Genomic DNA, 13,517 nt, shown 5'->3' with positions numbered 1-13,517 from the left:
GAGATTGTGCGAGGAGGCGAGGATCAGCCCTTGACGCCGCCGGCCAGCGCGAAGCTGCTGCCGGAGAGACGCTGCACGAGCAGGTACAGGACGAGGATCGGCACGGAGTACAACGTGGCGAACGCGGCGAGCTGCCCGTAGGCGACGGCGCCGTGGTTGCCGAAGAAGGTGAAGATCGCGACGGCCGCCGGCATCTTCTCCGAACTGAACAGCAGGACGAACGGGACGAAGAAGTTCCCCCACGCCTGCGTGAACACGAAGATGAAGACGACGCTGATACCGGGGCGCATGAGCGGCAGGACGATGGTCCACAGCGCCCGCATGGCGGAGGCGCCGTCGACCCATGCGGCCTCCTCGAGGGAGACCGGCACCGAGTCCATGAAGTTCTTCAGCATCCAGATGGCCATGGGCAATGATGTGGCGGCCATGAACAGGATCACGCTGACCTGCGAATCGAGCATCTTCAACTGCACGAAGAGCGCGTAGACCGGCACCATCATGGCCGTGATCGGCAGGCAGGAGCCGAACAGGACCGAGTACATGAAACCGCGCTGGAACCGCGAGTTGTGCCGGGAGAGCGGATACGCGGCGAGCACGCCGACGACGACGGTGATGAAGGCGGTTCCGAACGAGATCAGCGCCGAGTTCCACAACGGCAGCAGCGTCATCGACCAGTCGAACACCGAGACGAAGTTGTCGAACGTGAGACTCTCCGGCACCGAGATCGACACCGTGGCCGACGGAGACACCGAGGAGAACACGATCCACGCGATCGGCACCAGGAACACGACCCCGATCGCGATCAGGACGGTGTTGGCGAGCCACGCGGAGCGACGCTTCGCCGGCGTCGCGACGGAGATCCGCTGACCACGCCGCGCGGCGGGGCGGACGATTGCTTCCGTGGCAGTCATCAGTCGACCTCCGGCTTGAGGATGCGGATGTAGAAGATCGCGAAGATCGCGCCGAGCACGAGGGTCACCGCGGCGATCGCCGTGCCGTAGCCGATCTGGGAGTACTGGAAGGCCTCCTGATAGGCGAGGACAGGGAGTGTCGAACTCGAGACGCCCGGCCCTCCCTTGGTCATCACCCAGATCAGACCGAAGGTGCCGAGCGTCTGCAAGGTGGTGAGCATCAGGTTCGTCGAGATCGAGCGGCGGATCATCGGGATGGTGATGAGGAAGAAGCGCTGGGCGGCGTTCGCACCGTCGATCTGTGCCGCCTCCATCACCTCGGGCGGCACCTCGTTGAGGGCGGCTCCGTAGACCAGCATCGAGAACGCCGTGCCGCGCCAGACGTTGGCGAGGATGACGGCGAACATCGGGTACTCGATGAGCCAGCTCACCGCAGGGATGCCGATGGCCTCGAGCAGCGCATTGAGCGTGCCGTCCTTCGAGAAGTACGCGTAGAGGGCGAAGGCGGCGACGATCTCGGGCATCACCCAAGCGACGACGACGAGTGCGCCGACCACGCTGTTGACCGACTTCGAACCGATGCGCATGAGCGCGGCGACGCCGAGGCCCAGCACGTTCTGGCCGATGATCGCGGAGAACAGCACGAAGATGACCGTGAGGACCAGCGCCGTCCAGAAGTTCGGGTCGGTGAACAGCGAGACGTAGTTGTCGAGTCCGACGAACTCGGGCTGCGCCGCCCGGTAGCCCGTGAGGGCGCGGTTGGTCAACGATCCCCAGATGGCGTAGATGATCGGCCCGAGCAGGAACACGACCAGCAGCACCACGGCGGGCAGCAGCGGGACGGAGCGTATCAGCTCGCGGAGAGGGGCGCGCCGCCCGGCCCCGGTGGGCACCGGGGCCGGGCTGTGCGTTGCGGAAGCGGAGGTCACTGCGGGATTCCTACTCGACGTTGTCCGCACCGACGATCTGGGTGAGCGCATCGTCGTAGGTCTTGGCGGCATCCTCCGGGCTCGCTTCTCCGGTGATCACCGATTCGGTGGCCTGCTGAAGCGCGCTGGTGATCTGCGAGTAGTCCGGCGTGGTCGGACGGAAGTGCGTGTACTGCACGAGGTCGGAGAAGAACGCGAAGGTCGGGTTGTACGAGAGGTACGCATCGTCGGTCGCGACGTCTTCGCGGACGGCGATCTGACTGTTCTCGGTGTCGTACTTGAGGGAGTTCTCCTGGTTCAGCGCCATCGCGATGAAGTCGAAGGACGTCTGCGGGTGCTTGGTCTGAGAGCCGACCGCGAGGGTCCAGCCCCCGGACATCGAGGTGTAGCCGGGGTCGCCGCCGTCCTGCGTCGGCATCTTGGCGAGACCGATCGTGTCTTCCCAGCCGTCCCAGGCGCTTTCACCGCTGATCCAGCCGCCCGGGAGCCAGGAACCGTCGATGGCCATGGCGAGCTTCCCCTCGGGGAGCAGCTCGGTGGAGACGCGGCTGCCGATGGTCGAGTCGAGGGCGAGATCGAGCGGAGTCGCCAGATCGTTCTTGTAGAGCGTGTCGTAGAAGCCGAAAGCGTCGGTGAGGCCCTCGGAGCCCACCGCCCACTTGTCGGAGTCGGCGTCGTACAGGGTGGACTCGGTGCCGTAGAGAAGCATCTCCAGACCCTGCATCGACGTCTGCTCACCGGCGCTCTTGCTGCCGTAGATGTTCAACGGGATCAGGTCGGCGTCGTACGCCTTCACCGCTTCGGCAGCGTCGAGGATGTCCTGCCACGACGTGGGCTGCCAGTCGGTGGGGAGCCCGGCCGCCGCGAATATCTCCTTGTTGTAGTAGATCGCGCGGGTGTCTGTGCCCATCGAGATGCCGTAGGTGCTGCCGTCTCCACCGAGTCCGGCCTCCTTCGCTGCGTCGTAGAACTGGTCCCAGTCATCCCAGTCGGCGAGGTAGTCGTCGATCGGGAGCAGGTAGCCGGCAGCGGCGTCGGAGCGCAGCTGGAAGGTGTCCTCGTAGATCACGTCGGGTGCCGTGTCGGGCGAGCCGTTCATCAGGGCGAGCTTGGTGAAGTACTCGTCCTCGGACTCGATCGGCTGGAGCTTGACCGTCACACCGGGGTTCGCGGCCTCGAACTCGGGTTTGACCTTCTGGAAGAGGTCGTCGAGCTGGTGGAACGCCGACGTCATCTGGTACGCGACGGTGATGGTGCGGTCTCCGCTGTCGGACGTCTCCGCGTCCCCGGACGCACCGCATCCCGAGAGGACGACTGCGCCGACCGCGATCGCGCCGATGGCGGCGAAGGGCTTCGTTCGCATCTGCTTGCTCCTTTGCATGCGGACCTCGCTGTTGAGGCCTCAGACGGATAACCCTATCAAATGGGATAACTGGGGAGACAGGGCCTCGTAACAGTTCCGTCACGGAACGCTATGCCGTTCGGGATGACGGCAGACCGCGGTCAGCGGCTGATCATGAGCCGCGACGGCCGCGCCGTGAGCGCGTCGTCGAGCACGAGGCACGCGGCCCCCACGGCGGCCGCGTCCGCTCCCATCTGCGAGGGGCGCAGCTGCACGGGTGCTGTGGACGTGCTGACCGCGGTGGTGTGCACCCAGTGATCCAGCGCCGGGAGAAGCCGTTCACCGAGCCTCGACCACGCGGGGCCCCCCAGGACGACGATGCCGAGATCGAGGAGGTTGTTCACCTCGACGATCGCCGTTGCGAGGTGCCTCCCCGCGCTCTCCAGGGCGGCAAGCACCCCCTTGTCTCCGGCGGCGGCCAAAGAAGACAGCAGCTCGAGCTGCATCCGCGCATCTCCCGTGCCGCTCGGCGGAGTCGTCCGCTCCGCCTGGGCCAGGAGTATTCGCGGCTCCATGATCACTCCGATGCAGCCGCGCGATCCGCAGGTGCAGAGCGGACCCTCCGGGTCGACGACGATGTGCGCGATATTGCCGGCGTTACCCGTCCTGCCGTGCACCGGCGCCCCCGAGACGGAGAGCCCGAGGCCGAGTCCGGCACCGTAGTAGAGGAACATCGCGTCGGCGAGCTCTTGCCCTGCATCGAACCACTGCTCCCCGACGACCGTCGCCACGACGTCTTTCTCGAGCAGCGTCGGCAGCCCGCTGACCCTTTCCAGCTCCGTGCGCACCGACACGTTGTGCCAGGCGGGGAGGAGCGGCGGATTCAGCAGGCGACCCGCGTCGCGGTCGAACGGTCCCGGCGCCGCCACACCGATCCCGAGCACGCGCTCGACAGGAAGGCGCGCCTCGACGATGAGCGATCGGAGGCTGTCTCCGAGGCGGTCCACGAGTTCATCCGGCGACGCATCAGCGCCTCCGGGGGTCTGCTCGGTCCGAGCGACGACAGCGCCGGCGGCATCGACGACCACGACGGTGTCGACGGCCGGGTCGAGATGCACCCCGACCGCGTAGCGCGAATCCGACCGCAGCGCGAGGAGCGTCCGGGGCTTTCCCGGCCCCGAGATGACCTTCCCGGTCTCTTCGATCAGCCCCTCGTTAGCGAGTCGGCGAGTGACATTGCTGAGCGTCTGCGTCGACAACCCCGTGCGTTCGGCGAGCTCGCTGCGGCTGAGCCCCTCCTCCGACCGACGGATGAGGTCGAAGACGAGCGCCTGGTTGTAGACGCCCACAGCAGGGAGGTTCGACCCACGCTGCATATTCCGCTCCTCACCCGTGCGCCACCGTCGGCGCGTGAACCCTCATGATCGCGGCGGCGCCCCGCAACGGTCAAACCCGGGCCCTCGAGTTCACGCCTCAAGCGGGACGCATGGAGGCGCGCTCCCGCCGCCCCACGTCAGTTGAAGTCGCCGCCCGGGGCCATGTCCATGAAGCGCGAGTAGTGGCCCTGGAACGCGACGGTGATCGTGGCGGTCGGTCCGTTACGGTGCTTGGCGACGATCAGGTCGGCCTCGCCGGGACGCACGTCCTTGTCGTACACCGAGTCGCGGTGCAGCAGGATGACCATGTCGGCGTCCTGCTCGATCGAGCCGGACTCACGCAGGTCGCTGATCGCGGGCTTCTTGTCGGTGCGCTGCTCGGGACCACGGTTCAGTTGCGACAGGGCGATGACCGGAACCTGTAGCTCCTTGGCGATGAGCTTGAGGCTTCGCGAGAACTCCGAGACCTCCTGCTGACGCGACTCGACACGCTTGCCCGAGGTCATCAGCTGCAGGTAGTCGATGATGACCATGCGCAGGCCCTCGCGCTGCTTGAGTCGACGGCACTTCGCGCGGATCTCGACCAGCGTCATGTTGGGGCTGTCGTCGATGTAGAGCGGCGCGTCGTTGATGCGGCCTCGGGTCGCGGCGACGGTCGTCCAGTCGCGGGGGTCGAGGTTTCCCTTGCGCATGTTCTGCAGCGGGATCTGGCCCTCGGCGCTGAGCAGACGCATCGCGATCTCGCTCTTGCCCATCTCGAGCGAGAAGAAGACCGAGGGGATGTTGTGGCCGATGGAGGCCGACCGCGCGAAGTCGAGCGCGAGGGTCGACTTACCCATGGCGGGACGCGCAGCGACGACGATCATCTGCCCACCGTGGAGGCCGTTGGTGAGCTCGTCGAGCTCCCGGAAGCCGGTGGGGACACCCGTCATCGAGCCGTCGCGACCGCTGGCGGCCTCGATCTCTTCGAGCGCCGCGTCGACGGCGATCTGCAGCGGGACGTAGTCTTCGGCGGTCTCGGATCCGGTGATCGAGTAGATCTCGGCCTGCGCGTTGTTGACGATGTCGGTCGCGTCGCCCTCACCCGCGTAGCCGAGCTGCACGATGCGCGTGCCGGCGTCGACGAGGCGGCGGAGGATGGCGCGCTCCGAGACGATGCCCGCGTAGTACCCGGCGTTGGCCGCGGTCGGGACGATCGAGGTGAGGGTGTGCAGGTAGTCGGCGCCGCCGGCGCGACCCAGCTCGCCGGTCTTGATGAGCTCGTCGGTGACGGCGACGACGTCGGTCGGCTCGCCGTGCGAGTAGAGCGAGAGGATCGCCTCGAAGATGAGCTCGTGCTTCGGGATGTAGAAGTCGGCGCCCTTGAGCGTCTCGATCACGTCGGCGACGGCATCCTTCGAGAGGAGCATTCCGCCCAGCGCGCTCTGCTCGGCGAGAAGGTCGTGAGGAGGGGTACGCTCGGGCGCGCGCTTCGCGCCCATCCGCTCCTCTGAGATGTCGGCGATCGACACAGTCTTCCCTTCGATGCGACGTTTCCGATGCGATGTTCTGATGAGGCGTTCCGACGGCGGGCCGCGTGGCTCTCGGCCAAGAATTGCCGCTTCGCACAGCGAAACAGGTGCCTCCGACATTCGGTCGCTCGCCCACGCTACGAGCGACTGTTTCCACATGCAACACGGCCTGTGGATAACCATGTGGAAAGCGTGCGGACAAAGTCGGAGTGTCTGTGCACAACGGGTGTGGATAACCCCGTGGATGGGTGCGAGTTCAAACTTTTTTCTTTGTCCTGACCAGGGTTTAGCTGTTTCCCCAGCCTGTGGATGGGAATCAGTTTAAATCGCGCATTGAAGGTTGCCCCTCTCGGGAGGGGGATGTGTAGAACCTGGGGAAAGTCAAGCCGAGATTTCACCGGGCGCGTCACAACCGGACATCCCCGGAAACGCGCGCAAAACCCCCTAGACAGACGGTCTGCTCGCGAGTATCGTCGCCCGCAATCGATGCACCTGCGTCGAGGTACGTTGCCTTCGGAGGGGGAGGTCGACGTGGACGTTCCGGCCACCCGACGCGGCGTTCCTGCCGTGGTCCTCTGGGGCGCCGTCGGAGCGCTCGCCTGGGCGACACTCACCCTCTTCTTCGGGGGCGGATCCGCCCACGCGGATGAGCAGCAGGACGGCCCGCTCGACGGGCTCACCTCGATCGTCAGCGAAACCGTGTCGGCCGTCACCGCCCCGGTGACCCCCGTCGTCTCGAAGGTCGTCGCACCGGTCGTCACGAAGGTCGTGGCCCCCGTGCAGCAGGCCGTTCCCGCCGTCGTCGAGACCGTGACGAAGACGGTCGACAAGACCCCGGTCGTGGGTCCTGCGACCGCGCCGGTCGTGCACGCCGTCACCGAGACGGTCGACGCGGTCGTCGCCCCGGTCACCGAGGTTCTGACGGATTCGCCGGTCGCGCAGATCACCGACCCGATCCTCGACACCGTCGCGGGCGTCCCCGTCGTCGGCGGACTCGTGTCCGACCTCGGCGTGGTCACCGCGGTACGCGATGTGGTCGGAACGGTCGACGACACGACGGCTCTCCTCGGAGAGGTGACGAACGGGACCGTGCCGCCCGTGCTCGAGGCGCTCGATCCGACGACACCCGATCCGACCCCGGGTACCGGTGTCGTCGATCCCCCGGTTCCTCCGGCGACCGTCGCCGCCGTCTCCGCGACGCAGGCGACTTCCGCACCGATCCTCGGCGGTTCGGTCGCCGCATCCGCGCGCGCATCCGCCGTGTCGTTCTCGGTCGCGGACCTCGTCTCGCACGAGTCCGCCCCGGCCACGGAAGACGCTGCGACCGCGCCCGCGGGCGCTCCGTCCGGGAGTCCGCCGGGCACCCCCGTACCCGCTTCTTCCTCCGCCGGCCCCGGCGGAGGGTCCAGCCCTGCCCACGCGCGCCTCAGCGATGTGGACCCTGCTCCGCTCCGTGCTGGCGAGCGGACATCCGGCGCAGCCGACGACGTGCTTCCTTCGTCGCCGGTCGCCGACACCGACGTCTCTCCTGACTGACGGACCGTCACGTCGTTCCCCCGGGGACGACAGATGCCGTGCTGCGCGCGCACTCTGATCGCGCGCACCCATCAGACGATCCATCCAGTCAGGAGAAACGATCATGCGCACTTACCTCAAGCGAGCCCTGTGGGGCACGCTCATCGCCGGGGGCATCACGCTCCTAGGTGCGACGGCCGCCAATGCGGCCGAGACATCCGGAGACGACGGACTGCTCTCCGGCACGCAGGTGGAGACAGCGATCTCGGCACCGATCTCGGCGGTCGGCAATGCGATCTCCGTGCTCGGCGACGTCGTCGCGGCGCCCGCACCAGCACCCGCACCAGCACCCGCACCGGCACCGGCACCTGCACCAGCGCCCGCCCCGGCCCCCGCACCCGCTGCGGAGACCAGTGGGTCCTCGGGCACGGCATCCGGCACCCAGGCAGTGGTGACCGTGAACGTGCCCGTCACCGTGTCGGGCAACGCGGTGAGCGTGCTCGACGACAGCTCATCGACCAGTGCCCCGGCCGCAACTCCCCAGAACTCGGCTCCCCAGGCCGAGACCCCGGCCGGGGCACCTTTCGTGACCACGAACGGCGTGGACGGCGTGCTCTCGGGCACGCAGGCACTGCTCGCGGTCAATGCACCGATCACCGTCACGGACAACGCCGTGTCGCTGCTCGGCGACTCTGAGAGCGCTGCACCGAGTGGAGAGGGAGCCGCAGCACCGGCATCCTCTGCTCCGGCGGCATCGGGCACGACGTCCGGTGACGACGGGATCGGCAGCGGCACTCAGGTGGTCGCGCCCGTGACGGCACCGGTGACGGTGTCGGGCAACGCGATCTCGCTGCTCGGTGACACGAGCTCGGCCGGATCCGGCACGGCCGGCACCGGGGGCACGTCCGCCCCCGCCACGACGGGGGAAACCTCCGGCGATGACGCCATCCTCGGCGGCACGCAGGCGATCGCACCCGTGACGGCACCGGTGACGGTGTCGGGCAACGCGATCTCCCTGCTCGGCGACAGCGCGGCAACCGGATCCGGCGCGGCCGGCACCCCGGCACCCACCGCACCCGCCACCGGCGGCAACACCACCACCGGCGATGACGGCATCCTCGGGGGCACCCAGATCACCGCACCCGTCACCGCCCCCGTGGCCGTGACCGGCAACGCGATCTCCGCCCTCGACGACGCCACCGTCACCGGCAACGGCGGAACCACCGCCGCACCCACCGCACCCACCACCGGAGGCAACACCACCACGGGAACCGACGGCATCCTCGGCGGCACCCAGCTGGGGCTGCCGGTGACGCTGCCGATCACGATCGGCGGGAACGCCATCTCGGTGGTCGGCGAGGCGACGGTGACCAACCCCGGTCCCGGAACGGACCCGGGGACTGACCCCGGAACGGACCCGGGCACTGACCCCGGAACCGACCCGGGTACCGACCCCGGAACCGACCCCGGAACCGACCCCGGCACCGACCCCGGAACAGACCCGGGCACGTCGACCGGTGCCGCGACAGCCTCTGGCGCGGCGACGACCGGCCAGGCGGAAGGGCTCGCCATGACCGGCGGCGCTCCGACCGAAGGACTGATCGCCCTCGGCGCTGCCCTGCTCCTCCTCGCAGGCGCCGGACTCCTGCGCCGTCGCCGGATGACGGCGTAGCGAAGACGCCGGCGGTGCGGTCGTCCTCGGGGGAGGAGACCCCGCATCGCCGGTGCGCACGGTGTCCATCCCCATGCCGACGGGTCCCCCGCTCGTCGCTCGACGCCGGCGCGACAAGGGCGGATGCCCCGTGGACCCCACCACGGGGCATCCGTCGCGCCCTACCCACCGCAGTTCGCTCGGAGAACAGCGCTTCATGCCGCAAAGATGCGGAATCCCCGGCCGCCTGTCGGGAGTTCGGACGGATGTCGGGAGAACACGCCGTCCCGGCTCCTCACACGGAGGAAACTCCCGACAGGTGTAGCGCCGCGAACTCAGTCGACGACGGGCAGGCCCTCGCCATCGAAGGCGACGCCCTCAGCGCTCAGGCGCTCACGGGCGGCATGATGCACCACGCCGCGCTTGCGCGGGTCGGCCTCGAGCAGGCCGAGCACGAGCTCACGGGTGGCATTGGAGTGATGGGCCACCTCGATCCGCACACCCCAGAACCGGTCCGTGGCGAAGCGGGCCAGAGCGTGCGCATCGGCATCCGGATTATGGGCGGCGGCGGCACGGATCCCCTGATTCGGGTCGTCGACGAGCTGGGCGAATTCCTCCGGAGTGTGTGCGCCGCGAGCCAGCCGGTAACGCCGCTCCTCATCCGCCAACTGCTCCGGCGTCTTGCGCTTCCCCATGGCGTCCCCTCCCCCGGAGCCGCTGCGCGCCGGAAGCGCCAGTCTATTCGGGGCATCCGACGCGCTGACGAAGTGACGGACCCGCGACGGTCGCCGACGCCGCCGGGCCGGGCCCGCCGCATGAGCGCCTAGGCGTGAGCCAGACTCGGCGCGTGGACGAACGCGCTCAGACGCAGTGAAAGCTCTTCCGCCTCGGCCTCCGCTTCCGCCTCTGCCGCAGAGATCTCAGGAGAGGCCGCAGCCGACACACCCCCGGCTCCGGCGAGCGCGCGAGAGCGAGCCGGATTCTTCAGATGGTCGAAGGCCATCGGCAGGGTCTCGCACCGCGAGTGCCCGCAGAGCACGTGCGCGAGCTCATGGGTCACGGCATGCAATCGGAACCAGCGCGGGTCGGAACCGCGGACCGGTATCCGCACGCGATCGCCCTCGGCGAGCACGAACGGCGCGACCGCGGTCCACTCCGCATCGTCGAGGACGTCGATCTCGATGTCCATGCGAGTCAGCGCCGACACCCGGTCGGCGAGACGCTCCACACTGGTACCGGACTCGGCCTCCAGCTCTTCGAACAGCCGATCCACGCGACTTCGATCCTTCACGATTCCCTCACCCTCCTGCTGCCCGGCCCCCTTTCGGCCGAACCACCCTCACACTGGAGAGACGGCGTAGGAGGCAAACTCATTACGCCGAAAGGCTGAGAACCTTCGACCAGACTTTGTCGCGACTGGTCTAAGACCTTTGGCCAATGAGATGCGACAGCACACGACACGAACGCCGACCGCCGCCTCGTTGCCACACCGTTCACTGCCCGCACCGGATGTCGGGACCGCCGGGACCGCCGAAACACACCCCGGCACACACAGAACGCCCCCTGTCCCGAAGGACAGGGGGCGTTCCGGGAAGTGCCTTACTTGGCGGCGACGACCTGCAGCGTGATGACTGCGGTGACGTCTTCGTGCAGACGCACGGTCGCCTCGTGGTCACCGGTCACCTTGATGGGCGACGGGATGTGCACCTTGCGCTTGTCGATCGAACCCAGGCCGGCGGCTGCGACAGCATCCGCGACGTGGTCGGTCTTGACGGAGCCGAAGAGACGACCCTCCTTGCCGGCCTTGACCGCGAGACGCACCTTGGTGCCCTCGAGAGCGTTCTTCAGCGCGACAGCGTCGTCACGATCGTGGATCGCGCGTGCCTGACGCGCGGCCTGGATCGAAGCGACCTGCTTTTCGCCACCACGGGTCCACGCCGTAGCGAAGCCCTGCGGGATGAGGAAGTTCCGGGCGTACCCGTTCTTGACCTCGACAACGTCACCGGCGCTACCCAGCCCGGCGACCTCGTTCGTGAGAATCAGCTTTGCCATCTCGATACCCCTTACCGGCCGGCGCCAGCGTAGGGCAGGAGCGCCATTTCGCGCGCGTTCTTGATCGCCGTGGCGATCAGACGCTGCTCCTGCACCGAGACACCGGTGATACGACGGGCACGGATCTTGCCGCGCTCCGAGACGAACTTGCGAAGGGTGGCGACATCCTTGTAATCGATGACACCGACCCGGATGGACTTCGCGGGAGCGGTGGGCTTGCCACCCTTCCGCGGCTTGCGGCGGTCGCCGCTCGACTTTCCAGCCATTGTTTTTCCTTAGTGATGAGCGGATGCCGGTTTCCGAGACGAGCTCGGCGGCCGGATCCAGAAGTTGTTCAGAACGGGGTGTCGTCGCCGAAGCTGCCCGGAGTGCTCCAGGCGTCTGCGCTCGTCGAGGAACCGGGGGTCGACCACGGCTCTTCCGACACCTGCTGCTGCGCGGGACGAGCCTGTCCGCCGCCACCGGCACCGCCGGCACCGCCGGTCGAGGCCGCACGGGTGACCTGCGCGGTCGCGTACCGGAGCGAGGGGCCGATCTCGTCGACCTCCAGCTCGATCGCGGTGCGCTGGTTGCCCTCGCGGTCCTGGTAGGAGCGCTGACGCAGACGGCCCTGCGCGATGACGCGCATGCCCTTCGTCAGCGAACCCGCCACGTGCTCGGCGAACTCGCGCCAGACGGATGCACGGAGGAACAGCGCATCGCCGTCCTTCCACTCATTCGCGGCACGGTCGAAGTTCCGAGGCGTCGAAGCGATGGTGAAGTTCGCCACCGGCAGCCCGTTCTGCGTGTAGCGCAGCTCGGGGTCGGCCGTGAGGTTTCCCACAACGGTGATGACGGTTTCGCCGGCCATGGACGTCAGGCCTTCGCAGCCTTGGCGGCCTTGCGAGCAGCCTTCTCTTCGGAGCGCTTGGCCTCCGAAGCGACCATCGCCTGAGCCTCTTCCGAGCGGAGGACCTTGGTGCGCATGATCTGCTCGTTCAGCTTCAGCTGACGGTCGAGCTCCTGCGTGGCCTCGCTGGTAGCGGTGAAGTTGACGACGGCGTAGATGCCTTCGTTCTTCTTCTGGATCTCGTAGGCCAGACGGCGCTTACCCCAGATGTCGACCTTGTCAATCGAGCCACCATCGTTGGTGATGACCTTCAGGAACTTGTCGAGCGTAGGTGCGACCTGGCGCTCGTCGATCTCGGGAGTCAGAATGACCATGAGTTCGTACTGGTGCGTCACTTACCCACCTCCTTCGGACTAGAACGGCTCTCGGGACTTTCCCGGGAGCAGGAGGGTGTGTGCACGTGCCCGCCCCAGGAATCCCGAATGGACGCCGGAAAGCAGACAACCTCGACAGTCTAGCGGAGATTCCTCCGTGTCGCCCGCACGGGTCGGCGCCCACCCTTGGCATGCTGGAGGGCGTGCCCGGTGACGGTCATCAGGCACTCGACCAGAGGGGGGACGCCAATGCGCGTCAACAAATGGGGGGTCGGCGTGATTCTCGCCGCCGCCGTGCTGCTCACCGGATGCTCGTCGGGCGGATCGGACAAGCCGGCTGAGTCGAAGCCCAGCAGCGGTGCTTCGCAGGAGGCCGAGGCTCCGGCGACGGAGTGCCCTGAGCTGAAGGTGGACGCGACCGTCGACGGCAAGGCGCTGGGCGCCTGCATCGCCGACGCCATGTCGGACACCGCCGGATACGCGGCGAAGACCAATGTCATGGGCATCGAGTCGACGGCGAAGTTCAACCCGTCTGAGAAGGCCCTCGAGTCGATCTCTCCGGCCGGCTCGCTGGTCGCCATCGGCGACGACGTCTGGGTGAAGTCCGCGACGAGCGAGTGGCAGGTCGCGGATCCGAAGTCGAGCGACCCGGTCATCGCCGCGCTGAGCGCCGCCGCCGCCGACGTCACGTCGCTCGACCCGGCTGCCGCCGCCGAGGCCATGACCGGCGAGTTCACGGTGACCGGCACCGGCGAGCGCCTGGGCGAGGAGGTCTTCCTCCTGACCGGCACGATCGACCAGCAGGGCACCACGGTCGACGTCGTCTTCGAGGTCACGGCGGACTACGTCAACCTCGCGTCGACCAGCACCGCCTCGCTCGACGGCCAGTCGGTCGAGGTCGCGATGGAGATCACCGAGTGGGACGTGAAGCAGGACATCGTCGCACCGCTCTGATGCGGAGCTGATGCTGCGGGCCGGGGCTATTCGCCTCGGCCCGCAGTGCGTTCGGGGATCCCCGCGAGGCTCC

General features: G+C 67.8%; 14 protein-coding genes. 3 read left to right on the top strand and 11 right to left on the bottom strand.

Translation table 11 applies throughout. The features are described from left to right. Nucleotides 1-23: 23 nt before the first annotated feature. The 5 genes from ACIOTO_RS07775 to dnaB all read right to left on the bottom strand — a co-directional run bounded on the left by ACIOTO_RS07775 (nt 24) and on the right by dnaB (nt 6,069). On the bottom strand, nt 24-911 hold the full coding sequence (locus tag ACIOTO_RS07775; protein WP_400857306.1) for a carbohydrate ABC transporter permease: 888 nt from the start codon (nt 909-911) through the stop codon (nt 24-26). Continuing rightward, complete coding sequence (locus ACIOTO_RS07770) at nt 911-1,891, bottom strand: carbohydrate ABC transporter permease (RefSeq protein WP_400857305.1); 981 nt, start codon at nt 1,889-1,891, stop codon at nt 911-913. The genes ACIOTO_RS07775 and ACIOTO_RS07770 overlap by 1 nt, the downstream gene beginning before the upstream one ends. Then, nucleotides 1,851-3,203 (bottom strand): extracellular solute-binding protein, encoded by a 1,353-nt coding sequence (locus ACIOTO_RS07765; RefSeq protein ID WP_262002380.1) that lies wholly within the window; start codon nt 3,201-3,203, stop codon nt 1,851-1,853. The genes ACIOTO_RS07770 and ACIOTO_RS07765 overlap by 41 nt, the downstream gene beginning before the upstream one ends. A 140-nt stretch (nt 3,204-3,343) precedes the next feature. After that, a complete protein-coding gene (locus ACIOTO_RS07760) occupies nt 3,344-4,558 on the bottom strand; it encodes an ROK family protein (RefSeq protein ID WP_400857304.1) in 1,215 nt (404 codons plus the stop codon). Nucleotides 4,559-4,695: 137 nt separating this feature from the next. After that, complete coding sequence (dnaB, locus tag ACIOTO_RS07755; protein ID WP_029264272.1) at nt 4,696-6,069, bottom strand: replicative DNA helicase; 1,374 nt, start codon at nt 6,067-6,069, stop codon at nt 4,696-4,698. Between the two features lie 531 nt (nt 6,070-6,600). Between dnaB and ACIOTO_RS07750 the strand changes: the two genes are divergently transcribed. Together ACIOTO_RS07750 and ACIOTO_RS07745 are read left to right on the top strand one after the other, a co-directional pair. Continuing rightward, nucleotides 6,601-7,605 (top strand): hypothetical protein, encoded by a 1,005-nt coding sequence (locus tag ACIOTO_RS07750; protein WP_400857303.1) that lies wholly within the window; start codon nt 6,601-6,603, stop codon nt 7,603-7,605. A 103-nt stretch (nt 7,606-7,708) separates the two neighbouring features. Continuing rightward, entirely contained in the window at nt 7,709-9,256 is a 1,548-nt protein-coding gene (locus ACIOTO_RS07745) for a chaplin family protein (RefSeq protein WP_400857302.1), read from the top strand. Nucleotides 9,257-9,570: 314 nt separating this feature from the next. Here the strand turns inward: ACIOTO_RS07745 and ACIOTO_RS07740 are convergent, their stop codons facing one another. The 6 genes from ACIOTO_RS07740 to rpsF form a co-directional block, all read right to left on the bottom strand. Next, a complete protein-coding gene (locus tag ACIOTO_RS07740) occupies nt 9,571-9,930 on the bottom strand; it encodes a hypothetical protein (RefSeq protein ID WP_400857301.1) in 360 nt (119 codons plus the stop codon). A 128-nt stretch (nt 9,931-10,058) separates the two neighbouring features. Beyond that, on the bottom strand, nt 10,059-10,508 hold the full coding sequence (locus ACIOTO_RS07735) for a hypothetical protein (RefSeq protein WP_400857299.1): 450 nt from the start codon (nt 10,506-10,508) through the stop codon (nt 10,059-10,061). Nucleotides 10,509-10,834: 326 nt separating this feature from the next. Further along, nucleotides 10,835-11,287: a 50S ribosomal protein L9 gene (gene rplI, locus ACIOTO_RS07730; RefSeq protein WP_029264267.1), complete on the bottom strand. Its 453-nt coding sequence runs from the start codon at nt 11,285-11,287 to the stop codon at nt 10,835-10,837. An 11-nt stretch (nt 11,288-11,298) separates the two neighbouring features. Beyond that, nucleotides 11,299-11,553, bottom strand: a complete 255-nt coding sequence (gene rpsR / locus ACIOTO_RS07725; protein WP_017829850.1) for a 30S ribosomal protein S18 — start codon at nt 11,551-11,553, stop codon at nt 11,299-11,301. Between the two features lie 68 nt (nt 11,554-11,621). Beyond that, entirely contained in the window at nt 11,622-12,137 is a 516-nt protein-coding gene (locus tag ACIOTO_RS07720) for a single-stranded DNA-binding protein (RefSeq protein WP_029264266.1), read from the bottom strand. A 5-nt stretch (nt 12,138-12,142) separates the two neighbouring features. Beyond that, the gene (gene rpsF, locus ACIOTO_RS07715) at nt 12,143-12,511 is read right to left on the bottom strand and encodes a 30S ribosomal protein S6 (protein ID WP_029264265.1); all 369 of its coding nucleotides are present in this window, start codon (nt 12,509-12,511) and stop codon (nt 12,143-12,145) included. 228 nt (nt 12,512-12,739) lie between these two features. Here rpsF and ACIOTO_RS07710 point away from each other — a divergent pair, with 228 nt between their 5' ends. Next, complete coding sequence (locus ACIOTO_RS07710; RefSeq protein WP_400857296.1) at nt 12,740-13,444, top strand: hypothetical protein; 705 nt, start codon at nt 12,740-12,742, stop codon at nt 13,442-13,444. The last annotated feature ends 73 nt before the right edge of the window (nt 13,445-13,517 follow it).

Source organism: Microbacterium sp. NPDC087592 (assembly GCF_044743585.1).
GTDB lineage: Bacteria > Actinomycetota > Actinomycetes > Actinomycetales > Microbacteriaceae > Microbacterium.
This window is presented reverse-complemented; position numbering and strand designations above follow the sequence as displayed.